Below are 23942 nucleotides of genomic sequence, written 5' to 3'. Positions count from 1 at the left end.
TGTAGGTACCATTTTCATCGACAATCAATAGACCACCAGCTAATGTGACTTCAGTCCCTGCTGGGTATGTTTGGCCGTCAACTTCTATGCTGACCACACTTAAATCAGAGTCTGGATCGGAGTCATTTAATAAAACATTACCGGATGCAACTTGGTCTTCGTTTACTGTAATAGTGTCGTTGGCTAATATCGAAGGAGTATCATTCTCACCAATATTCTCTTCTTGAATCACTGCTGTTGGGGTAGCAGCTTGTTCACTTGTGTCATAACCTGTAGCGGCAATTGTTTCGCTACCGTCTCGTGTTACGGCAACAAATCCAGAATCTCCTTGGTTTGCAATGGCTGTGCCGGCGGCAGTTTCTGGTAGATCTTGAGTAGGGTCTTCTCCAGAAGCTATTAATGCTTGCAGGGCTTCGATTTCATCGAAAGCCTGCTGATCCGCCAATGGTTCATTGTTAGTATCAACTAATGCAATCAGTGGTTCGTCATTAGGGGCGGTTACACTATTGAAAATAGTACCGTCATCAAACGTTATAACGAAACCAAGATCATTGCTGCTGGAAACGATCGCACCAGCAGGAACAAATTGCCCAACTTGTAGCGCCTTGGTTTCATTGTTAATCGTTATTGTTAGGGTACTTTCTGAGGTAGAAAGTATCCCGTTTTGTGACGTTGTAATCGATCCCATATGAAGCTCCCAACAGCTCAAATATACTTAAAGCACTAAAACGGTAATATGTATTATATTTGTTTAGTTAACTACTAGTATTGGCATTAAAATTAATGTAGGTACAGTCTGATAACAATATCACCAGTCGTCACGGTAGTCAATTTTTTGACACTTGATGAGAACATGCTAAATATTTTATATAACAGATAATTATTACAGTGGTGTTATACATTCTAAATGTCTGGTAGACATTTAGAATGTTACAGATTACAAATTAGTTCTTACCTCTATATCGGCAACTAACAATCAATATTTATTGGTGACCTTATAGATAAGCCTCCAATATGTCGGCTTCTTTCAAGGTGAGACAATGTAAATAACTAAAAAACCTGCAAAATTGCAGGTTTTTGTTGGTTAAAATATAACGTAATATTTACATTGTATTGGCAGCGTTGCGGTAACTATGAGCCGCTGTTGCATTTTCACCTAGTTGTTCTTGTGTTTGTGCTAAAGCGAGCCAAGATTGATGTGTCGGTGTAATGCGACATACATTTTGCCAGTGTATCTTCGCCTGTTTGGCATTACGTTGTTGCATGGCTAATTTTGCTAGACATATTTGATAGTCGGCATCATTTTCATGGGTCGTCTCTAAACGACTCAACAATTTACGTACAGTTTCATCTTGGGCACCAATCAACTCTGGTATTGCAGAAAATAAAGCCGCTGATGGCGATGCTTTAAGTTGTTTACTAATTAGCTTACTTGCTTGCTCTTTACGATCATGCTGATTAAGTCCACGTGCATACGCTAATATTAATTCTTCTTTATTTCGTTCTGATTTGTTTAACCAATGCCAATATTTATTCAGTTCCGCTTCGGAGGTGTTTGCTGCATCTAATAGTAAAATACGGTGTGTTGAAGTACTGAGTTGATTGAATTCGGCATCCGTCAATATTTGTCGCTGTTTCAAAATAGGTAATAGCAATTTTAACGCTGGCCAATCTTGCTGTTGTTGATATAACTCTAGTGCAAGTTTTAACACCGGAGCACTACTTTTACTTGTAGGGTTAAGCTTATTCAGTATTTCGCGGGCTTTATCTAGCTCACCTTGCTTCATTAAATAACGAGTACGTGATGTTAAAACCGCGGTTTTAGCAATAGGGTTCTTTTCTGCTTGAGTTAAATAATGCTCTCGAGCAGCCATATCTCCTTGATAATGTGCCGCTCTTGCTGCTGCAAATAAATTTAATACAGGAATTTCACCTTTTTCGGCCCCTTTTGCCATGGCTTTTTCTGCCGAGGTCCAATCTTCTTCTGCCAGTGCTAACGCTCCAGCTAATGTGTATTTTTTAGCGGCTTTTCTACGCCATTGTTCAGGTAGATATCGACTACTTAATACTATATTTAATAATAGAACGATTAACCATTCAAGCAATTGCAGAGCAAAATAAAAAACAATTAACCCAACAACACCTGTCACTAAACTGGTTTCTATTTGATAGTCACCAATAGCAATATAAACATAACCACTTTGACCGATAATCAGTGGACTTAAGCACAATGCGATTAAGACAAGCAGCACATACACTAAGGTTTTAATCATTGTGCTAGTTCCTCCGTAGGCATTATTTCACCGTAGGTTACCAGCTGCTGTAAAAGCGCAGTGGCTTGGAATTTATTGAGTGATATTTTTTCAATTGTGACCTTGGCAAGTTTGTCTAATGTTTCTATCGTTTTTTCTGTCTTGGGGTCGGTTAAATCAAAGTATTGTTGAAGCCATTTATTGGCTAACGCAATTGACTGTTGATAGTTGACTTGATCAAATCGGTATAATGACAATTGTGCTTGAAGTAATTTGTTACGGATGTTTTCGACCAAATACCATTGCTGCTCTGGTGTTAATAATGGTTCTAAATCGGTAGTTCGTTTACGAATAGTAATGAAACCATCGGTTAAGTCATGCCAAGTTCGGGCTAAGTTTTGTTGCCAATCGTCAATTGAGTCAGTCATTGGCTGTGCATTTGTGTCTTTGGAAAAATTTTCATCAACGCGATTTAATGGTAATTGTGTTAAACCATCCATAAGCGTATCTAATTCAAAAATGCTATTGGTTATGTCTGTTGTTTTTAATGCGTTAACTTTGACTATGTCATTAGCTAAAGCTTTACGTAATACGGTTAATGCAGGATCTTGCATTGCACTAATGCGCTCATCTGCCGATTGTAATAAGCCAATAGCTGTTTGTGGATCATTTTCCAACCACAGTTTTCTACTTGCCATGCGTACAAGGTATTCTGCTTCTGATGCCATCCAATGATTTGGACTACGCTGGGCGATTATTGCGACTCGATCATGCAGTTGTTTCGTTGATTGTTGTAGTTCAGCTAATTTTGCATACGCTTTAGTATCGTTCAACTGTTGTTGCTCTAACAATGCGATGCGTTTATTGGTTGTCATGATCGTTTGCTGAAAATCAGATTTCAGCAATGTATTTTGTTTTATTTGCTCAGAAATATTTTGCGCTAACTGAGTTTGTTCATTGCTCTGTTGGTTAAGCTGCAAATAGAGCCAATAACATGCCGCGATAGCGATTATTGCTACGACTAAGCTTAGCATTACCCCAATGCGGATCCACCAAGAACTGGGTTTAGCTTTTCGTCGGCTGTTATTGACAGAAATGTTTGATTGTTTGTTATTGGTTTTGCTGTCAACAGATGATTGGCTAGTGGTGTTGCCTTTTGGTGGGTGAGCCGGCTTTTCTGCTGGACTCGTCGCAGGAGAAATCACTTTCTCATCCTGATGGGCTGGCGAGTTTGGATCTTTTTTATTGTTTTCCATGAACAGTCCTTGAAAGCAAAAATATAACCAATAAAAGCAATATTATAAGTGCATGTCGATGCTACACAACAATACCAGAACAATTATAACGCAAGACTCGCTAGTATAGCTTGAGTATTTGCTCCATTTGCATTGGTAATATGGGTTAACCCCATTGCTTTTGCTTGTATTTCGACACGATGACTAGGGACTATAATATGACATGCACGTAACCATGCAAATGATTCTTTTGGTACAAGGTCGACTAAATTGGATAATATTTCACCACTGGTCACGATAATGGTATCAATGCCGAAGCTTTTCCACTGCTGACAAATGTCATGTCGATCAAATGTCGGTGTCGTACGTTGATACACCTGCCAATAGTTTACATGAGCACCTCGCTCAGTTAATTGTTCTGCAAGAGTTTCACGTCCTCCAATCCCGCGAATAATAATAAACGATTGTTTATCGATATGTTGAAGTTGCGGTAGGGATAATAAGCCCTCACTGTCTTGACTGAGTTCTGGTGAAGTATAAGCGTTAATATTATATTGCGCTAAAGTGTCGGCTGTTGCTTGCCCTACGGCAAAATAACGACAATGAGTAGGAAACTGTCGTTGTAATTTTTGCGCAGCAAAATCCACTGCATTAGTGCTAATAAAGAGTAAATTGTCGGTGTTATCTAAGACGGAAGGTGTAAGTTGTTCAGTGGTTTCTACCACTGATAATAGCGGAGTAACAAAATAAGCAACACCGCGAAGCGAGAGTTGCTCTTCCATTGCTTGATTGCGCCCAGACGGGCGCGTTAGCAAGACTTTCATGGCCTGTTATCTTGATAATGTAAAATTAGCTAGCATATACAGCATCTAAAATCGTTTTAGCGCCGCGGCTGAGTAAATCATCAGCTAACGCTTGTCCTAAGTTTATTGCATCTGTTTTGGGCCCCGATACAGTACCATCAATCACTTGGCTTCCATCTGGGTTACCCACTAAACCTCGTAGGGTGAGGGTGTCGCCGTTTATTTCAGCAAAAGCGCCAATAGGGACTTGGCACCCTCCCTCAAGACGGGTATTCATTGCTCGTTCAGCAAGCACTCTGTAACGAGTTTCTAAATGTTCAAGCGGTGCTAACAACGCTTTAACGCGTTCATCATTGATGCGGCATTCAATACCCACAGCACCTTGACCATTAGCTGGCAGTGATTCTTCTGCAGAAATAAAACTGGCAATACGTTCTTTTAGTTTTAAGCGAATAAGTCCGGCAGCGGCTAAAATAATGGCATCATAATCACCGCCATCAAGCTTTGCTAAACGGGTACCGACATTGCCACGTAAGTCTTTGATCACTAAATCAGGACGAGCTGCTCTAATTTGGCACTGACGACGTAGACTTGATGTACCTACCACAGCGCCTTGAGGCAATTCGCTGATAGATTTATAGCTGTTTGATACAAAAGCGTCGCGAGGGTCTTCGCGTTGACAAATAACCTGTAAGCCTAAGCCATCAGGAAAATCGACTGGTACGTCTTTCATTGAATGCACCGCAATATCTGCACGATTTTCAAGTATTGCTACTTCAAGTTCTTTTACAAATAAGCCTTTACCACCAACTTTTGCCAAAGGAGTATCTAAAATTACATCACCTTTGGTACTCATTGGTAATAGCTCAACGGTGAGTCCTGGGTGAAGACGTTCAAGCTCAGCTTTCACAAATTCAGCTTGCCACATTGCAAGCGGGCTTTTACGTGTTGCGATACGAATTATATTTTCAGGCATGGTAGTCGATCCAATCAGGTAGCGTTATTAAGCTAATGCTATCATTGCCAACGATTTGATGTAAGAAGTTGATGCTAATTGTTTGAAGTCTGTAGGGCTTATTTAAAGGGTACTGTCTTGATTAACTACTGGCGAAATAAAAAATAAATGCTACGATGATCACTGTTTTGATGAAAATGTGATCTTAGTTGGTTAAATATTGTGCGAGTGAATAATTTATTTTATTTGTAACTAAAGATCTGTGCCAGTAAAAGAATAAAGGAAGTGAATCTTGACCGATAAAGCCGCATATTATCAAAAGGATTTAGCTAACAAATTAAATAGCATTCGATTGGCGAGAGCCCTCGATGTGATGTCTGATTTACAGCAAAGATTATTTCATGTTATTCCTTTTTTAATCCAGAACAATCAAATAAATGTTCCTGGAATTATCGACCCAGCCACACCGTGTGGCATAAAGGGTTTTGCTTTATCAAACACAATAATTACAGCGTGTGATGCCTTGTGCTTACCTATTCCAAACGCAACTCATTTAGACACAACTCATTCTAACCTTGATGCATTTGAAGGTGTATACGCCATGGGCAGCACTGCCAGTTTTGGGCAAAACCCTCAAAGTGATGTGGATATATGGTTGGTTTATAATAGTAACCTGACTCATGAGCAGCTTAAGTTAGTTGAATATAAAAATAAGCTTATAAGTGACTGGTTTGCTGGTTTTGAGTTTGAAGTTAACATTTATCTTGTTCACCCTATGCAATTTACACAGTGCAACGCATTTGATAATTGCCAGTCCGTAGGCATAGAAAATAGTGGCAGTAGCCAACACTGGTTATTACTTGAGGAGTTTTATCGCACTCATATTCGGCTTGCGGGAAAAATTGTTGCGTGGTGGCCAAATGCTGATAATCAAGAGACCGATACCAGTTTACTTTACCTTGGTGATATTAATTCGTTACCCGCAGCTGAATATTTTGGCGCGTCATTATGGCAGCTGTATAAAGGATTAAATAAACCTCATAAAGCCTTGCTGAAAGTATTATTGTTGGAAACATATGCCTCGGAATATCCCCATACAACATTAATTACTCAACAAATTTGGCAATACTGTGAACAACAAGATTTTAGTGTAGATAATGATGCTTATTTACAACTTTATAAACGTATTGAAGCCTATTTGATTGGCCTAGGTGATAATAATCGTTTAGAAATTGTCAGACGTTGCTTTTATTTGAAATCTGGTGTCACATTATCGCGTTTGTCTCCTCATGGAGCGACAGATTGGCGTGTCGAAAAAATAAAGTGCTTAGTAAAACAATGGGCATGGAGCCATGAGTTAGTGACAACACTAGACAACAGTCCTTATTGGCATGCAGGGCAGCTAAAATGGTTTAACCAACAACTGAGTGAATTATTATTAGTTAGTTATAAAAATTTATTGAAGTTTGCCTCGAAACAAACCCTAAGTGACCGTATGCGAGTTGAAGAATTGGGATTGTTGGCGCGTAAATTACATACCTATTTTAGTCATGATGATCATCTATTACAGCCTCTCAATCGTTTGTGGAGTTTATCTACCGCTGAAAAATCGTTAACCATTCGCTATTGTGAAAAAACATCACGATTTTATTTATATCGTCAACCATATGACAATATGGAACAGTTTGAAGATGATAGTCACTATCAGCAAAATGCGTTTGATAATCATGCCGTTCATGATGCGGAACACATATGCAGTGTGGTTGCGTGGTCGGTGATGAACGGGCTTGCCACGGCAGAAACTCAATGGTCTCAAGTAGGTGGGTGTCAAAAACGTGCAGATAAGCTCGGCTACCTTACACGTAAACTTATCCCTATTATGCATCATGTACCGACGGTATCTAAGCGTGACTTATGTGAACCGTGGTTTTATCAAAAAATTGTGTTAATAGCGAATATGGATGGCGACCCCACGACCCAATGGCATGGGCAAGAGTTGATGCTAGATTATGTTAACGCTAATATTTTATCGCTTGGAAAAACCAAAAAAAGCATGCTTTCATCTGTTGCTATTGTGTGTTTAAACAGCTGGGGAGAATGGCAAAGTCATCGCTTTAATGGTCACACGGCTTTACTTGAAGCTATCTCATTTATTATTTTGGGATTAAAGCGCTCACATGAACAAGTTGATTTATCTATTATTAGTTGCTCTGCTAAGTTAAAACAGCAGATTTTTAACCAGCTTAAAACGTTATTGTTACGTTGTTATGGATTGATGAAAAAGGTCAATCAAACGAATACCCTAATGCATCCAATCACCATAGGCGATCAAAAATACAATATGTATTTCAACTCTTTAGGGATGATGTATCGGAAAAATGATTCGACAATTCCTACTGATGATCAAGCTTATTCGAGGTGTGATCCTTATTCAAATGCGCCATCGGTTATCCAACAATTTATTGTAAAAGGGGCGAAACAGTACTTTTTACATGAACGTAATACAACACTAGATGTGTTTATTGCCGATGAAAATAACCAGCTTGAACATACGCAATACCTCGATACCAACATTAATGAGATTGTTGCTAAAGAAAGTCATTTATACGTATTTGGTGCAAAAAAACAATCAACACCTGTTTTTAATATGCCGCAATTTTTCCAACTTATACGGGTAGAAGGCGAATTAACCGTCATGCCGTTTGGCTTGTCACAAGATGAAATGGGCTCAGCATTTTAAGCATGAGCCCTATTTCAATCACAATATTAATGACTGTGACAACTTAAGCCATGCCGACATTTATGTGTTTATGTCGAGAATAATACCGCTTTGTTTTTTGATTGAATCGATTACAAAAGGCATAAACTCCAACCCATTGCGCGTATCTAACCATTTGTCGTCAGTATAATTAAAGTGATAGCCACCAAACTTTGTGGCTATCCATATTTCATGTAGTGGTTCTTGCTTATTGATGACAATTTGCGAACCATCTTCAAAAGATAACTGCAAAACATTGCCGCTCGCATCGATATCGACATCAGCATCTTGTTCGTCAATTGCTTTTTCTACCGCGTTATCAATCTTGCCAAACATTTCATCCGCTAATCGATGAAATTCAGTATCTGTAATAGCCATGCATTTCTATCCTTTGCTTTCTGCGTTATGAATGCGATTATAAGACCATTATCCATTAGATGCACAGATGTTGAGAAAAATGAGACTGCTTTTATTTATTATGCTTGCTAGCCTATTCGTAACCGCATGTGGTCAAAAAGGGGTTTTATACAAAACGCCTGAGCCTGCGGTTAATAAAGTTGCCCCACAACCTGCAAGCACAAATGTGCTAAAGCAAACTGAGGAACTCGACTCTCAACCCACTATTTCACTACAAGAATAGCCTTTATAAGGAACCGCATTTTGGATTACTTTTCTTATCAAAATGATTCATTATTCGCAGAAGACTGCGATGTAGCACAACTGGCCAAAACTCATGGCACACCGCTGTATATATACTCGCGGGCAACATTAGAGCGCCATTGGCATGCCTTTAATAATGCGGTAGCCAATCACCCTCACCTTATTTGTTATGCGGTGAAGGCCAATTCAAACTTAGCGGTACTCAATGTACTTGCTCGTTTAGGCAGTGGTTTTGATATTGTTTCAGGCGGTGAACTTTCGCGTGTACTGCAAGCTGGCGGTGATCCTAAAAAAGTGGTCTTTTCTGGTGTAGGCAAAACCGTTGCCGAAATGGAACAAGCCTTAAATATTGGTATTTATTGTTTTAATGTTGAGTCCAGTGCAGAACTGGAACAGCTTAATGATGTCGCAGGCCGTTTAGGTAAAGTGGCTCCAGTATCATTGCGGATTAACCCTGATGTTGATGCCGGTACTCATCCGTATATTTCAACCGGCCTTAAAGAAAATAAATTTGGTATTGCCATGGATGAGGCCGAAGTGGTTTTTGCTCGTGCAGCTGAATTATCCCATTTACATGTAAAAGGCGTAGATTGCCATATTGGTTCTCAGCTTACAGAAATCAAACCCTTTTTAGATGCAATGGATCGTATGCTTGGGTTGATAGATCGTTTAGGTGAGCAAGGTATTAAGATTGAGCATTTTGATGTGGGTGGTGGTTTAGGTGTGACCTATAACGGCGAAACGCCACCACATCCAGATATATATGCAGCGGCTTTGCTTGAACGTTTGAATAAGCGTCATCTGAAATTAATTTTTGAACCGGGTCGAGCCATTGCTGCTAATGCGGGTATTTTTGTTACTCAAGTGCTTTACCTGAAAGAAAACAGTGATAAGCGCTTTGCGATTGTCGACGGTGCAATGAATGATTTAATTCGTCCGTCGCTTTACAGCGCATGGCAAAATATTATTCCAGTACAACAAAATGATGCACCTACGTTTGCTTATGATATTGTAGGTCCTGTATGCGAAACTGGTGACTTTTTAGGTAAAGACAGGCAGTTAGCAGTAAAAGCGGGTGACTTATTAGCGGTTCGTTCAAGTGGCGCTTATGGTTTTGTAATGGCCTCAAATTATAATTCTCGTCCAAGGGTGGCGGAAATTATGGTTGATGGCGGTGATAATTTTGTTGTTCGTCAGCGTGAAACGCTAGAGCAACTCTGGCAAGGCGAACATTTATTGCCTTAAGCAATAAACTGTCGGCATAACGTTTTATAAGGAAACTTTTGTGATCCATTTCACTAAGATGCACGGACTGGGAAATGACTTTATGGTCGTTGATGGCGTAACACAAAATGTGTTCTTTTCGTCTGAACAAATCCGCCGTCTTGCCGATCGTAATTTTGGGATTGGTTTTGATCAATTATTATTGGTTGAGCCACCCTATGATCCAGATTTAGATTTCCATTATCGCATTTTTAATGCAGATGGCAGTGAAGTTGAACAGTGTGGTAATGGAGCACGCTGTTTTGCTCGTTTTGTTCGTAATAAAGGCTTAACTCAAAAGAATAAAATTCGCGTGAGCACTAGCTCAGGTAAAATTACTTTACGTATTGAACGCGATGGAAACGTGACCGTTAATATGGGCGTACCCGTTATTGAACCAAGCCAAATTCCTTTTAAAGCCAAAAAAAGTGAAAAAACATACTTGCTACAAACGCCAATGCAAACTTACCTATGCGGTGCAATTTCAATGGGGAATCCACATTGTGTGATTGAGGTTGATGATGTGCAAAATGTGGCTGTGGATGACATTGGCAGCATGCTCACTCGGCATGAACGTTTTCCCAAAGGGGTGAACGTTGGCTTTATGCAGGTTATGACTCCTGGTCATATTAAATTGCGGGTTTATGAGCGTGGTGCAGCAGAGACGTTAGCTTGCGGTACAGGAGCTTGCGCTGCCGCCGCAGTAGGACAAATACAAGATAAGCTCGATAAACAGGTGAGAGTTGATTTACCTGGTGGCAGTTTAGTGATTAATTGGGAAGGCGAGGGTAAACCTCTTTGGATGACTGGACCCGCTGAACACGTATACGATGGACAAATACAATTATGACTGAGATGACCTCTGACGTTAGTTTGACGAAAGAAGCGGCTGACGGAGCGACACCCCCTACGGTGAGCAGTGCCCAGGCAAAAGATATTAACTCCATAGGCCAAGAGCTTGGTGCTGATATGATGGCTTCTCTACAAGAGGCGCCATTTGATGAAACGTTAATTCGTGAATACCTTTTGGATAATCCCGATTTTTTTAATCGTTACCCTGAGTTGTTAATCGCTATGCGTATACCTCATGCTGAGCGCGGTGTCGTCTCGTTAGTTGAACGTCGACAAGAGCTGTTGCGTCAACGGGTTAGCCTGTTAGAAGAAGAAATCACTTCGCTGATGAATATCGCAACTCATAATGAGAACATCTTTAAATTTAATACAGACTTATCGTTTAAAATGCTTGAAAGCGAAGATTTAGGCGAGTTGCGTCAAGTGTTGTCAGATGGATTGAAAACGCAGTTTGGCTTTAGCCACGTTAGGTTGATTACGGTGCACGATATCGACAGTGAACTCGCTAAAATTTGGCGCCATCGAGTGCAAACTGGTTATTATTTTGGTCGCTTAACTCAGTCAGAAGCTAAACGTTTGTTTGGCAGCGAGGTCGGGTCTGTGGCGTTAACGAAATTATCCGATGAAAACGGCCAAGTGATTTTTGCCATAGCCAGTAAAGACCCTACTCATTTTCACCCCGACATGGATTCATTACTCTTTAGCCAATTGCGTCGTTTATTAGACCATATGCTGCCAAAAATGTAATGGTTAACGCCAAGTGCGGTGTTTAGGCTACATTTACCGTTTTTTATCAGGAGCATAGTGATGAAGCCAATAGATTGGCAAGCAACATACGGCCAGCACTTAACTTCAGAAAGGCAGCTCTCTGCTTATACGGTGCGCAATTATTTGTTTGAATTACGCCGAGTTGAAACCATACTAACCGAATCTACTTGTCTTGTTGATGTCACCCGCGAGCAGCTTCAATCTGTGTTAGCAACGTTACACCGAAAAGGGTTAAGCCCACGGTCGTTATCTTTGTGTTTGTCTGCTTTGAAACAGTTTTTTGATTTTTTGTTACAAGAAGGCGTTGTCACGGTAAATCCTGCACAAACGTTAAGGGCGCCAAAACAAAATAAACCCTTACCTAAAAATATGGATGTGGATGCCGTTAGTCATTTATTGTCCATAGAAGGGGCAGATCCTTTGAGTCTTCGAGATAAAGCCATTATGGAATTGTTTTACTCTAGTGGCTTACGTTTGGCTGAGTTAGCGAGCTTAGATTGTGCAGACATCAAGTTTGAGCAAAGCGAAGTTAAAGTGACAGGTAAAGGCAGTAAACAGCGTGTTGTGCCTATTGGTCTGGTTGCCTTAACCGCAATAAAAACATGGTTGGGTTGCCGCGAGCAGCTACCTTGTACGCAAGCTGGTAATGCGTTATTTGTGAGTAGCCAAGGTAAGCGCTTGTCCCATCGTAGTATTCAAGCTCGTATTGCTAAATGGGGCCAAGAACAGGCCATGGCGGTAAAAGTTCATCCGCATAAGTTGCGCCATTCGTTTGCAACCCATATGCTTGAATCAAGCCAAGATTTACGTGCAGTACAAGAATTACTTGGGCATGCTAACTTATCGACAACACAAATTTATACCAGTTTAGATTTTCAGCACCTTGCTAACGTTTACGATAGTGCACACCCAAGGGCGAAAAAAGACAGGGGGAAATAATGACATTGCAATTGCCTAAAACCTCAATGATCCAGTATCAGCGCTTACAACCGTTTAGCGCAATTAGTTTTGATTTAGACGACACACTTTACAATAACCTTCCCTATGTAATGCATGCCAGTGAGCAACTTTTTACATTAATAAATCAAACTTACCCTGCTACAGCTTCATGGAGTGCTGCTCAATGGCAGCAATTCAAACATGCATTATTTACCCAACACCCTGAATTAGCCCACGACACAACAGCAGCCCGTTATGCCATGTTGCACCAAGGACTTTTACATTTTGGTTATAGCGAGATTGAAGCTAGCACAGGGGCGCAAGAGGGAATGAGATGTTTTCAGTATCATCGAAGTGATTTCACCATTGATCAACATATCATGGTGTTACTGCGACGTTTAGGGCAAAAATATCCGCTTATTGGCATTACCAATGGTAATGTCGACACTCAGCGCATAGGGTTAGATAACGTTATGCAATTTGTGCTGCATCCTGGGCATGGGGTAAAAATGAAACCCGCAGCAGACATGTTTAACCTTGCTTGTCAGCAGTTAGATATTAAACCATCGGCATTATTGCATGTGGGCGATCATCCGTTGTCGGATATTGCAGGAGCAAAAATGGCGGGTTGTCAAAGTGTGTGGCTAAATCCATGTATGCAGCAACGGCATAAAAAAGCGCAGCCAGTATTGCCGCATATCGAGATCAACCACTTGAATTTATTGCTTCAGTTGCTTTAGCTTGAGATCGATACCGGCTTTTAGGCTCATTTGTTCAACTTGCTCACGGCTTGCGTGCATATCGGCATCGCCAACTCTAAAGTAGGTGCCGCTATAAGGATCAGTGCCGACATAGATGGGCCTAAGTTTTACATCCACGCAGGGCACATGAATGCGAATAAGCTTTTTAGCCATTATTTCGATAATTTGTACGTCAGTTGGCGCTAAAATGTTGTGACTGATTTTTTTAGGGTCATGTAAAATATCCCAAATTTCACTGAGCATGGGCATTGGATTAACAATCCCTTCAATTGTGAAGTCACCTTGTTCTTCTTTTACCCCTAAAATAATCTCACCTCCTAAGGTATTCGCAAACGCGCTATAACTTTCCCACATGCCTTCGGGCAACTTGCCATTACCGTCGCGTCCACCCGCTAATTTAAATTCAACTTGGGCTGACTCATGTAAATTAGCTATGTCGTCTAGGGCAAATGTTGGGTAATGATGAGGTGACATTTACGCTCCATATAGTCTTATAGGCATAAATGCTACTTTATGAAGTTTAGATAAAAAAAGGAAGCAAATCCGTTGGGGGGAGTCCAAATTTGCTTCTAACTGGGGAATTTAAGCGAATTATTTATAGCGCTAAGGTTTTTGGGAATAAAAGGGTGTTTTCAATGTCAATATGCGTTTGTAAATCGGCATCAAATTCAGCCAAAGTACGGTAACAGGCTTGCCAAGTGTGGCAAACTCCGTCAGGAATCGTGTAATTATTAGTTAGGTTTCTAATTGTGTGAAGCAAGCTGTCGGCATTATCATGCTCGTGCAGCATCATGTTAATCGGGTTGCCAATATGACCAAAACATCCATTGACAGGCTGGCCTAAACTGAGCGACTTAATGGCCGGAAATAGGACCTGTTCCTCTTTCATAAGGTGTGGTATTAACTCGTCAATTAACTCTCGAACGCACAGTGCCAATGGCTTAATTTCATCACTATCATCACCATGAGCACGAACCATTTTCTCAGTATATCCAATCAATAATGGCGCAGTTTCACGAATATACGCATGATGGGTTGCTTCAATATGATCGATTAACTCAACCAGCGACAATAGTGATAATTGCTCAGTTGCTTGTGATATTGGCATAGTTATTCCAAAGGTGCCCATAATTTACATGTATATTATGTGCACCTTTATCCTAGCTCAATTAGGTCACTCAAGTTCTGTTAGCTGTCTCACATATAATCTGCAAATTTATATCTTATTGGGTACACGACTGACCTGTAATGAGTGGGGTTATTAACACTTGTTGGCTAACATGTTGATGTTCAAGCATACCGCCAACGCGTAACAAGGCATGCTGCCAACATACTGCACTACGGTGATCCATGCTCGGTTGTGATAGTTCAATTGGTGTTAACCATTGCTTAGTGGCTAAATCGAAACGATAACCATATGAATTAGGCTCGCTAGGGCGACCGTTATATCCCATGCCAGAATAGTTATAGGGATTATCGCTACCGCCTAAAAATATAATTTGCCCACCAGTTACTGTTTTAATCCCAGTTGCTGCCATGCGGTAATGCGCTCTGGCAGTGGTTAACGTATTTGATTTGACTGGGTTTACGATTGATTGCTTGTCGCTTAAGTCAATTGTTTGAGGTTGGTTTGATTTGAAGTGAGTCGCGACAGAGTAATGCGGCAGTAATTGCCAATCAATACGCAAATGATTATCAGGGTTAATCTCCCCATACAAACAAACCGGTGATGCTTGGTAGCTACGGCGAGCATTAAGGTTTGCTTGCACTTTTACACCGTCACACAGAACGAATTGATTGCCCACCATTCCCACCGATTGGCCAAATACAGCTGGTGCCGGTATCGGGCTGGCTTGGGCCCAAGTATTGGTATGGGTGTCATAGACTTGGACTAAATTAATATTGCCGTCATTATGCCAACCACCAAACAGATAAATATAACGATGCTGATATGCCGCTGCACTAGTGTCGTCAACCGCGACAGGCATGTCGGCAATTCGCTGATATTGGTTAGTATTAATAGCGTATTGGTAGTTGTCTACCGTACTTATTTCATCATGATTCTCTGCGACAGTGTAGCCGCCAAAGAGATAGGCTTTATCATTAATCCCAATCGCAATGGATGCTAATCGACCAGCTAAAGGGGCGACATGAGGAACATCTGCAATCGATTTCCAGTAAGCATTTTGTTCGCTAAGTGATAATGCCCAGGCATGGTTATGAACATCTTTGTTGGTTTTACCTTGGCCTATTCCCATAAAGCTGAGTAAATAGCCTTGGTTATCGCTATGTACCAATGCAACCGCATTATTACTGACAGCTTGAGGTAATATTGCAAAAGTGGCTGGATTAACTGATGTGGTAAGAGCTGGGGGGGTGATAACCATGTCAAAAGGGGCAGTTGATACAGCCTTGGTATTCATTGGATTCGCAACCACAGAACAGCCTAATGTTGCACCGCCTAATAATAAATATCTTAAAATTAAGTGATTCTGTAATGTTCGGGCCGAGCGACACCGAGTGTGAGCCAATAATGTAGAAGCTACAAAACCAAATGACAGTGAACGAGGCATGTATATGTCCTTACTTATCGAAATTTAAATAGTAGATAACAGCTTATTGTTATTAATATGTTATTGAAAGTTAAAAGCGAGCCAACATTTTGTTGTTTTACTTATAGGGTGGCTTGTGTTCATAATCTAGTATTCATTCTTTCCTGGTGTTGTAACTCTATAAAACGTAAGTGTTTTAGCATGTGATTGTTTCAGTTCAGTGGTTAAGTATGCAATATTTATTTTGATAGTTTTCAGATGTAAGTGCTTATTTTGTTAAATGGTCATTATCTTGTACGTCTTCAAAAAATAAAACGGGCTTACCATTGCTGATAAGCCCGTTTTATTACAATCGCTTAGACGCTAGGTCTTAGTTCATGCCGTACAGCGATTTTTGCTGTTTTCAATGGTATTGATATGTCTCTGTTTGGTATAAGTTTTTCTTGGTTATCAACAGCTAAGAGGTTTTTGTTGTCCTCATAGGTATTGGTTGATATTGGTTCCTATGATTAGATGGGGGTACATATGGGGGTACATGGAATTGGCCAGATCCTCACCCAAATGAGTCAATACAATCATGCTGTACGAAACGTCGTTGCGTGCTTTAAGTGGTAAGCCTCAATCTAAAATACAAGAGTTATCCGACGGCAAAGGACTAGGCGCACGAGTCTCCAAACAAGGCAAGGTTCGTTTCCAGTTTCGTTATAAGATCAATGGTAAAAATAGACGCATGGATTTAGGTGATTACCCTGATGTGTTGCTCAGACAAGCAAGGGATATGACCGAAGAATGTCGCTCATGGTTAGCTGAAGGCCATGACCCTAAGTTAAAACGTAGCATGAGTAGAGATAAGACCTTAACGCCTGTAACTGTGAAACAAGCATTAGAGTATTGGATTGACAATTATGCTCGAGATAATCGTGTCAATGTTGATAAAAATATTGCTCAATTCAATAGGCATATTTACCCTTATATTGGTCACTTCCCCATAGAGCAAACGGAAACCCGACATTGGATCGAATGCTTCGACCGTATCCGCAAGGGAATAAAAGGCAAGCAAAGGCCTGCACCTGTTGCCGTTGGTCAAATACTTCAAAATGCTAAACAGGCATTACGGTTTTGCCGTGTCAGACGATATGCAATAAGCCGTGAATTGGATGACTTGATTGTTACCGATGTCGGTAAAAAGCAAAGGAAGAAAGACCGAGTACTTTCTGACGTTGAGTTGTATGATCTGATGAGTTCTATTCAAAAGCGGGAGGGAACGTTCTATATGCGTTATCTGTGTCAGCTGCTCATTGTATTTGGCGCTCGAACACAAGAGTTACGACTTTCTACCTTTGAGGAGTGGGACTTAGATTGCGACTTATGGACAGTGCCCAAAGCTCATAGTAAGACGGACACGCTCATTATTAGGCCAATCCCTGCTCGCATTAAACCCCTTATCAAGTTTCTACATAAGCGCCATGGTGAAACAGGTTATCTTTTAGGTGAACTGAAGAGTCGTGAATCCGTAAGTGGTGCTGGAAGCTTGATATGCAAAAGGTTAAAACACAAAGATATATGGAGTTTACATGACTTACGACGAACCTTTGCCACCAAATTAAACGATTTAGGCATAGCCCCATATGTGGTTGAGCAATTATTAGGGCACTCGTTAGGCGGAATGATGGCCATTTACAACCGTAGCCAATATTTACCTGAGAAGCAGGCAGCATTAAACATGTGGTGCGAATGGTTAGAGCTTTTGGTTAACCCTGTCGATAATGTAGTACTTATTGGCTCTGCTAAGGCGGGATAGAAAACCCATGATGATTCACTGCAGTAAAGGAGCGAATTTTTGCATGCTTATCTGCTTGAATTCTGAATGTTAATCACGAATATCAAAGCATTTACTTGTGGTTTATCGCCTAGTAAATCACACCATAGTGCTCAGTTGCACAGCTATAACAAACAATTGCATCAGTATCGAAATCAACCAATGACTCTAAGTCTATAGCGTCGCCCTCATTACATTGTTTTTTGCAGTGATAGCAAGGTGCGGGGTATTCTTGTTCATCTTCCAGCTTATGTTTAAGCGCGTTTACTTCAGTGAATGATGCGGTTAAAGGTAATTTGCCAATAACTCTGTGGCATAGCCAAGATGAATGTGAGTCTAGCCAATCAGTCGCAACAATATAAAACTTAATATAATCTTTATCTATCAATACGCTAACAATGCCAGAGCAAGTCACACGGTCAACTAAGCTGCTATCAAACACTTGCTTGTAGGTATCATCACAATTGTAGCTACAAGTGTTCTCATGGCATAGCGCAGAGTCCACTAGCTGTTTACACCGCTTACAAATGACAAACTGTTTCGATTCATCAATCCGTTTATACAGTGCCCTAAACGTACTACCAAGCCGTTTAGGGTTGGGTGCCGACTTAGTATAAATCGTTTGGGTAGAGTACCCTGAATCAGAATGCGTGTGTGACAACAGTTCAAACTTATCTGGGTGTAAAATTATGCTATATAGCACTGCTTTGGTCAGTGGTCTATTTATACTGTCAGTTAATTCAGGGGTATCAGAGATGTTGTCGATGATAGGTAGCATTTCGCTATAGCTTGGCATGAGAATAAATTCACGTTTAAAGCTTTGAAGCTGAATGTGCCTCGACAACTTTTTAATTAGCGCGCTATCTCCTTTAACACTTATTGCATCGTGCTTAAGCAGTGACTGCACTGTCGGTATAAATTCGATATCCATTGTTTGCCCCCAAATGCTCCCATCAACTATATTGTTCGCCAATTCAGCTTGGTAGGTAGTGTTATGTATACTAAAGCCAATGGATAGTAAATCATTGTATTTTTTTGATCTACCCGCGATACGCCAGCATGGAGTTGGGTACAATCGAATCAATTATGGATGGGGTAACCCCCCTTTACTCGATTAGATTTCCTTGAGCGACCAGCTCCACATGAAACGCTGATATAAAAACAGCACTCGTTTGAGTGCTGTTTAAGTTTAAGGCTGGCTGGGCTAGCGATACTGGACTCGACGGTACTTCTTCCAGTTACGTTGCTCTTTAGTCAGGTAGCTGTTTGTTGTTTCTATGCCGTGTGGGAAGCAGTGAGAACACCCCATTTCCTCACCAACGCATATACGTGACACTTGCCTACCTGAAACTTTATGTGGCAGTGCTGCCAACCCTGCTTCATTGATACCGTAGAAACGGATTAGTCGAACTTCTTTTTTCATGTCTCTCTCCTAGGTGATACCTAGAACAGAGCCCCTTTTTGAAATCGAATTAGCATTAATGTCTCCATGTAGATAGTTCATTAAGCTTGTTTATACTACTGTAATAACAGCCTTGGTAGTAGCAAAGCTGTAACCTTCTGTAAGCTAATTTCACTGTCATACAGATAGCCCATCCCAAATGTTCATTTCATGAAGTGATCACAAAAAAGTGATCACTCTTATAGCTCACAACCATTTGAACATTCACTTGTGCTGATCAGATAGTTAATTCTATTAAAAATAGATAGTTGCAGGAGGGGCTGTGATCATAGCGCAATGAAAGTGAGAAGTGATCATAAATCAAGCTGAAACGGTTAACATTTAATCAACATTTTTTGTTGGAAACATACACTTTTTCAATTCGCCGTTCCTGAGCCTGTAAGTTTGTTGATTGGCCTTGCTTTGATTCGACTAAAACTAAACCATTTGGCGCTCATCGGTTGGTGTTGTTTAGACGCGTTTTTAGCTAGATAACTTAGCCGATAAAGAGCTGCCTGAAAGCTATCTAGTTCATTACGTCGAATCATGTAATAACAATGCTCAGGAACATGTGGATTGAGGTCGATGACAATGTTTTTGATTTGCAGTACAAGATCAAATGTCGTTTTTGAGTTTTGTACTTTATGACCATCAAGTAGAATGAAGCAGTGATAGTGGCACTTGTCATCTGTGCTATTTTGCTCTCGTACCCAGCCGTAACCGACTATGCATCCATAACGTTTCTTTTGAATCTTGGCTATATGCTGTAATGACTTGGAGATATCGTGATTGTGTGAAGGCGAATCGTATAAAGAGAAGTCCAAGCGGATCATAAGCATTTTAGAATGCCATGTTAAGTAAGTAGTTAAGCAGTTATAGATCTTGTTGAGAATGCTCCTATCAAGCCCTTCAGTAAAACTCATTACTTTCCAACCATAACCACCCAAACAAACATCTGTCGTTTTAGGCATTGATGATCTTTGATAGCTTTTGAATGTGGGTGATACTTGATTTGAAAAGCTATGAGACATAATAGTATTTAATAACCTAGTTATAATTAACCCACTCACTTGATTAAGAACTGTATTCTTAATGGGTTAGTCGGTTTTATTTCGTGATTTTCACTTCAATAAGTAGTTATAACAGCCCAGATTGTGTCACTAGATAACTAAGAAAGGGCAAACGAATGCCCATGTGCTTTCTACTTAATTTAGTCTTTGTTTGAAGTGCCGTTTATCTGGTTTGTTTCCCATAGGATCAGGACTGATAAATAAACATACCACTCATTTTTATCTTTGAATGCATCAGGGCATTCGACCTGTTGCCTTAACCAATTGCGTATGGTCTTGGGGCTCCTACCTAAGCGTTTGGCAACCTGTGTAGTGTTCAAGGCTGGCTCAGGCAAATGCTGTGATGCGACATCCTGACATAGCCTTGTCTTACTCATATGTTTCTCATGCTTGGCCATCTTGGCTCTCCTTTATGTCAAATTGCACTACAGGGCGAGACCTGACCCATTCAAGTACCTCTTTGAGCTTCCAAGCTACGGTATTGGGGTCTAAATCAATATGCTGAGGGAATTGACCTAAGCGTTCGAGTTGGAAGGCGTGTGAGCGGCTAACGGAAGTTAAAAATAATCGTTGCCTCTCTCTGATGAAAGGTTCATCAACATCATCACTATGTGGTTGGAATAGACTTGTTCTCATAAGGTTTTCCTCATATTCAATTGGTTTGATTGCGCTTGAGGATGTGATTTTGTTATACCAATAAGTGAAAATGAAATTTTAGGGGGGTTTAGTGTTTGGATGGATTTAGATGTGGGTAGACCTTTATGATGTTGTGCTGGTGGCATTGTCCACCAGCACAGTTCAGGCTTATGTCGATTCGATCGACATGTAAAGCAATCATGTTTACAAAAGCTATTTTTATCAACGCATCGTGAGTATTTCGAGGCGTAATGTCGACAGTATCAATATAAATCGCTTAGCCTGTTTGCCAGAGATATTCATTTAGCTTATCGAAAATAATGTCTAGCGGATCACCGAGCATGCTATCAAAACGCTTTGCCCTCTTTGATCAGCAAAAGGTTGGTTAGCCAATTCTTTGTCAATCAGAGCATCATGAATTTAGTTTATTATTGTATTCTGTAGGTGTTTTAATCTAACTAGTTTCATATAAGCATTTTGATATGTTCATGCTGTTTGAAGACAATGATAAGTAAATATGTGATTATCGTTGTTAACAGTTATAACCAAGTGGCCATCTCAGTATGACTATATTTGCATTTAGAGTGTTGAACATCTCTCCTCAGCCATTCCATACATTATCGGATGCATTAGAAGCACTCTATAATGATAGTTCTTGCATGGGGACTACAGCGCAGATAATTGCCTATTACAAAAATGGGACTCAACTAACAGTGCCAAATGAGCTTTATACTCATCAAGAACCCAGATTCAAGAGTGTTGATGAAGCTAGCACTTGGCTTAAAGATAGAAATGAAAAGGCAGTTAATGGCAGACCGCTCGGGATCCTTGTCGCAAACCCAAATGATTCATTTGAAAAGCAACTTGATGATGCTATGAGCGTAAAAGATGTGAGATTAATAAACGATAAGCCAGTAGCAACAATTGTGAGTGATATCGAAAAGTGGTTAGCTAAAAATCATCACTGAGCTAAATAGTCTCAAAACCTATAAAAAAAAATCGAACATGAATTTTATGGTAGATATTTAGCTCAGAGCTAGTTTACCGGCACGGTTTAAAAGAGTAAGGACTCAATTGAGTCATTTATCTAAATGCTTAAACTGCATTTTATGCCACATACTTTATCTGGTGATTTCTAAATCATAGATAAGCTTATTTAGATATTTTAGCTATTGACTGGTATTTTTCTCTGGTTAATGATGAATTTATTGAAGGTTGGAGAAAGTTAGAATGGCAAAGGATTTGTCTCAAGAGCGTTTTATGTTGCTCGAATTACTTGCATGGTGGCAAGGGTCAGTAACCAATAGTCAATTAGTCAAGGCATTGGATATCAGTCGTCAGCAGGCTTACAGTGATATAAAAAAATATTGTAAGTTACACCCTCATAACCTTATTTATGCCAAGCAGGGTTATATTCCTTCCACAAGTTTTAAAGCGCACTATATATCAGGTGATGTGAGTCAATTTTTAAGCTGGTGGTCAACCGGCAGTATTCTTAACACAAAGTTAATATCAAGCCATGTAGTTCAATTAGCTATCCCTACCCGTAAAGTATCAGTGAAGGTTATTCGCGCTTTAGTCAAAGCTATTATCCAACAAAAGAGTGTCGAAGCAGCATATGTTTCATTGTCGCATCCCGAAAATGATGGCCGAATTTTCCATCCGCATACATTTGTTAATACTGGGCTTAGATGGCATGTCAGAGGTTATTGTGAAAAAGCACAAGACTATCGTGATCTAGTATTAAGTCGTTTTCATGACGATATTGAATTACTCGAAGATTCCTCTCATCCAATTGAACTGGATGAAGCTTGGCTACAGACAATTAAAATAATCTTGAAACCAGATCAACGTTTATCAATTCAACAACAAAATGTACTGGCTAATGATTATCAATTAAATGATGGTCTCCTAATTATAGAAACCCGCGCAGCGTTAGCAAATTACATTCTTCATGAAATGAAAGTTAATACTAAAATGTTAGACGGGACTCCCGAAGCGCAACAATGGATTGTGGTAAACATAGCTGACATAAAACAGTGGATATTTTAGTTAGTAAGTAATATTTCCTGAAACATCTCAATAATATGTCAACTAACTTTACCTGTATTTAATGACAGTCTTTTAGTGTTCAAAAAAACAAATACAGTACAAGTACTTAGTGCACGGTGTTCTGGTCTAATTCCATCGGACACTTAATTTTGAGACAGTATGATCAATAAATTAAGAGGTCGATATGAGTCTAAAAAAATCACATAAGAGTTATCCGCAGGTATTTAAAGATGAAGCCGTCTTGATGGTGCTAGAGCAAGGTTATAGCGTTGCTGATGCAGCTAAGTCTCTTGGGGTTAGCACTAGCCTGCTTTACAACTGGAAGGAAAAACACCAAGCCCTGCAACAAGGTATCACCTTAGAAGAATCTGAGCGTGATGAGTTGAAACGATTGCGTAGAGAAAACAAAGAATTACGCATGGAGAAAGAAATACTAAAAAAGGCAAGCGCCTTCTTTGCGAGAGAAATGAAATAAAATTTCGCTTCATCAAACAGCAATCTAACCTGTTCCCTATCGCACTGTTATGCCGAGTCATGAGTGTCAGTAAGTCAGGCTATTACGATTGGCATAAACGCCCAGCAAACGTGATAAGCATTGAAACACTGAAGCTTTATCGCCTTGTTCGACAGCTATTTAAGCAAAGTCGAGGCAGCTTAGGGAATCGTGAAATGGTGAAGAAATTGCGCAAGGAAGGCTACCAGGTTGGTCGCTATCTCGTTCGTAAAATTATGCTCCGCCCTCGACTCAAAGCGACCCAACGACGTGCTTACAAAGTGACTACACAGCGCAAACACTCAGATGCAGTGGCTGATAACCTGTTAAACATGAACTTTAACCCAGTATCAGCTAATGAGGTTTGGGCGGGTGACGTGACCTATTTAAAGACAGGTGAAGGCTGGATGTATTTAGCGGTGGTAATGGATTTATATTCACGCCGGATTGTTGGGTGGCACATAGACAAACGCATGACTACAGATTTGATATCCAAGGCATTAATGAAAGCCTACAACCTGCGCCAACCGGCCAGAGGGCTGGTATTTCACAGTGACCGAGGCTCACAGTATACCAGTAAGCAGTTCGGCAGGCTGCTATCGAGCTATGGTATTCGAGCCAGTATGGGTGATG

Annotated in this window: 23 protein-coding genes and 1 pseudogene; 11 read left to right on the top strand and 13 right to left on the bottom strand. The window is 40.3% G+C overall.

Annotated features, from left to right (window positions below; translation table 11 throughout):
* From ACWXWT_RS13290 to hemC, 5 genes are all read right to left on the bottom strand, one after another.
* Positions 1-688, bottom strand: a 688-nt coding sequence (locus ACWXWT_RS13290; RefSeq protein ID WP_456042056.1) for a retention module-containing protein, incomplete at its 3' end; no start/stop codon positions are given.
* A gap of 415 nt (positions 689-1103) precedes the next feature.
* Positions 1104-2273, bottom strand: coding sequence for a heme biosynthesis HemY N-terminal domain-containing protein (locus tag ACWXWT_RS13285; protein ID WP_456042055.1), 1170 nt, complete (start codon positions 2271-2273; stop codon positions 1104-1106).
* Positions 2270-3508: a uroporphyrinogen-III C-methyltransferase gene (locus tag ACWXWT_RS13280; RefSeq protein WP_456042054.1), complete on the bottom strand. Its 1239-nt coding sequence runs from the start codon at positions 3506-3508 to the stop codon at positions 2270-2272. The genes ACWXWT_RS13285 and ACWXWT_RS13280 overlap by 4 nt, the downstream gene beginning before the upstream one ends.
* 83 nt (positions 3509-3591) lie before the next feature.
* A complete protein-coding gene (locus ACWXWT_RS13275) occupies positions 3592-4311 on the bottom strand; it encodes a uroporphyrinogen-III synthase (RefSeq protein WP_456042053.1) in 720 nt (239 codons plus the stop codon).
* A 25-nt stretch (positions 4312-4336) separates the two neighbouring features.
* Positions 4337-5266, bottom strand: a complete 930-nt coding sequence (hemC, locus tag ACWXWT_RS13270; RefSeq protein WP_456042052.1) for a hydroxymethylbilane synthase — start codon at positions 5264-5266, stop codon at positions 4337-4339.
* A 271-nt stretch (positions 5267-5537) separates the two neighbouring features.
* Here hemC and ACWXWT_RS13265 point away from each other — a divergent pair, with 271 nt between their 5' ends.
* Positions 5538-7985, top strand: a complete 2448-nt coding sequence (locus tag ACWXWT_RS13265; protein WP_456042051.1) for a class I adenylate cyclase — start codon at positions 5538-5540, stop codon at positions 7983-7985.
* Positions 7986-8045: 60 nt separating this feature from the next.
* Here ACWXWT_RS13265 and cyaY read toward each other — a convergent pair whose 3' ends face one another.
* A complete protein-coding gene (cyaY, locus tag ACWXWT_RS13260) occupies positions 8046-8381 on the bottom strand; it encodes an iron donor protein CyaY (RefSeq protein WP_456042050.1) in 336 nt (111 codons plus the stop codon).
* Between the two features lie 79 nt (positions 8382-8460).
* Here cyaY and lptM point away from each other — a divergent pair, with 79 nt between their 5' ends.
* The 6 genes from lptM (at position 8461) to ACWXWT_RS13230 (ending at position 13225) form a co-directional block, all read left to right on the top strand.
* Positions 8461-8643, top strand: coding sequence for an LPS translocon maturation chaperone LptM (gene lptM / locus ACWXWT_RS13255; protein WP_456042049.1), 183 nt, complete (start codon positions 8461-8463; stop codon positions 8641-8643).
* Between the two features lie 20 nt (positions 8644-8663).
* Positions 8664-9908 (top strand): diaminopimelate decarboxylase, encoded by a 1245-nt coding sequence (gene lysA / locus ACWXWT_RS13250; RefSeq protein WP_456042048.1) that lies wholly within the window; start codon positions 8664-8666, stop codon positions 9906-9908.
* A 40-nt stretch (positions 9909-9948) separates the two neighbouring features.
* Positions 9949-10776 carry a diaminopimelate epimerase gene (gene dapF / locus ACWXWT_RS13245; RefSeq protein ID WP_456042047.1) on the top strand — a complete coding sequence of 276 codons (828 nt, stop codon included), beginning with the start codon at positions 9949-9951 and terminating at the stop codon, positions 10774-10776.
* A gap of 122 nt (positions 10777-10898) precedes the next feature.
* Entirely contained in the window at positions 10899-11525 is a 627-nt protein-coding gene (locus ACWXWT_RS13240) for a DUF484 family protein (RefSeq protein ID WP_456042057.1), read from the top strand.
* Positions 11526-11585: 60 nt separating this feature from the next.
* Positions 11586-12485: a tyrosine recombinase XerC gene (gene xerC, locus ACWXWT_RS13235; protein ID WP_456042046.1), complete on the top strand. Its 900-nt coding sequence runs from the start codon at positions 11586-11588 to the stop codon at positions 12483-12485.
* Positions 12485-13225 carry an HAD-IA family hydrolase gene (locus tag ACWXWT_RS13230; protein ID WP_456042045.1) on the top strand — a complete coding sequence of 247 codons (741 nt, stop codon included), beginning with the start codon at positions 12485-12487 and terminating at the stop codon, positions 13223-13225. The genes xerC and ACWXWT_RS13230 overlap by 1 nt, the downstream gene beginning before the upstream one ends.
* On the opposite strand, the gene ACWXWT_RS13225 is transcribed toward ACWXWT_RS13230, so the two are convergent.
* The 3 genes from ACWXWT_RS13225 to ACWXWT_RS13215 all read right to left on the bottom strand — a co-directional run bounded on the left by ACWXWT_RS13225 (position 13205) and on the right by ACWXWT_RS13215 (position 15819).
* Entirely contained in the window at positions 13205-13720 is a 516-nt protein-coding gene (locus ACWXWT_RS13225; RefSeq protein ID WP_456042044.1) for an AlbA family DNA-binding domain-containing protein, read from the bottom strand. The genes ACWXWT_RS13230 and ACWXWT_RS13225 overlap by 21 nt on opposite strands.
* Positions 13721-13841: 121 nt before the next feature.
* Positions 13842-14354 carry a hemerythrin domain-containing protein gene (locus ACWXWT_RS13220; protein ID WP_456042043.1) on the bottom strand — a complete coding sequence of 171 codons (513 nt, stop codon included), beginning with the start codon at positions 14352-14354 and terminating at the stop codon, positions 13842-13844.
* Positions 14355-14469: 115 nt separating this feature from the next.
* The gene (locus ACWXWT_RS13215) at positions 14470-15819 is read right to left on the bottom strand and encodes a kelch repeat-containing protein (protein WP_456042042.1); all 1350 of its coding nucleotides are present in this window, start codon (positions 15817-15819) and stop codon (positions 14470-14472) included.
* 556 nt (positions 15820-16375) lie between these two features.
* Between ACWXWT_RS13215 and ACWXWT_RS13210 the strand changes: the two genes are divergently transcribed.
* Positions 16376-17599, top strand: a complete 1224-nt coding sequence (locus ACWXWT_RS13210) for a tyrosine-type recombinase/integrase (RefSeq protein WP_456042041.1) — start codon at positions 16376-16378, stop codon at positions 17597-17599.
* Positions 17600-17708: 109 nt separating this feature from the next.
* Here the strand turns inward: ACWXWT_RS13210 and ACWXWT_RS13205 are convergent, their stop codons facing one another.
* The 4 genes from ACWXWT_RS13205 to ACWXWT_RS13190 form a co-directional block, all read right to left on the bottom strand.
* Positions 17709-18548 carry a hypothetical protein gene (locus tag ACWXWT_RS13205; protein ID WP_456042040.1) on the bottom strand — a complete coding sequence of 280 codons (840 nt, stop codon included), beginning with the start codon at positions 18546-18548 and terminating at the stop codon, positions 17709-17711.
* 273 nt (positions 18549-18821) lie between these two features.
* Positions 18822-19040: a hypothetical protein gene (locus ACWXWT_RS13200; RefSeq protein ID WP_432282085.1), complete on the bottom strand. Its 219-nt coding sequence runs from the start codon at positions 19038-19040 to the stop codon at positions 18822-18824.
* A 395-nt stretch (positions 19041-19435) separates the two neighbouring features.
* Complete coding sequence (locus ACWXWT_RS13195) at positions 19436-20029, bottom strand: YagK/YfjJ domain-containing protein (RefSeq protein ID WP_456042039.1); 594 nt, start codon at positions 20027-20029, stop codon at positions 19436-19438.
* 483 nt (positions 20030-20512) lie between these two features.
* Positions 20513-20764 carry an AlpA family phage regulatory protein gene (locus ACWXWT_RS13190; protein WP_456042038.1) on the bottom strand — a complete coding sequence of 84 codons (252 nt, stop codon included), beginning with the start codon at positions 20762-20764 and terminating at the stop codon, positions 20513-20515.
* A 563-nt stretch (positions 20765-21327) separates the two neighbouring features.
* Here ACWXWT_RS13190 and ACWXWT_RS13185 point away from each other — a divergent pair.
* From ACWXWT_RS13185 to ACWXWT_RS13175, 3 genes and pseudogenes are all read left to right on the top strand, one after another.
* Positions 21328-21732 carry a hypothetical protein gene (locus ACWXWT_RS13185; RefSeq protein ID WP_456042037.1) on the top strand — a complete coding sequence of 135 codons (405 nt, stop codon included), beginning with the start codon at positions 21328-21330 and terminating at the stop codon, positions 21730-21732.
* A 262-nt stretch (positions 21733-21994) separates the two neighbouring features.
* Complete coding sequence (locus ACWXWT_RS13180; protein WP_456042036.1) at positions 21995-22816, top strand: WYL domain-containing protein; 822 nt, start codon at positions 21995-21997, stop codon at positions 22814-22816.
* 184 nt (positions 22817-23000) lie between these two features.
* A pseudogene (locus tag ACWXWT_RS13175) lies at positions 23001-23942 on the top strand (IS3 family transposase); the annotation flags it as partial.

The organism is Shewanella sp. A22, assembly GCF_053850585.1.
Note: the sequence above shows the minus strand (reverse complement) of the source record. Positions and strands in the feature narration are given on the sequence as shown.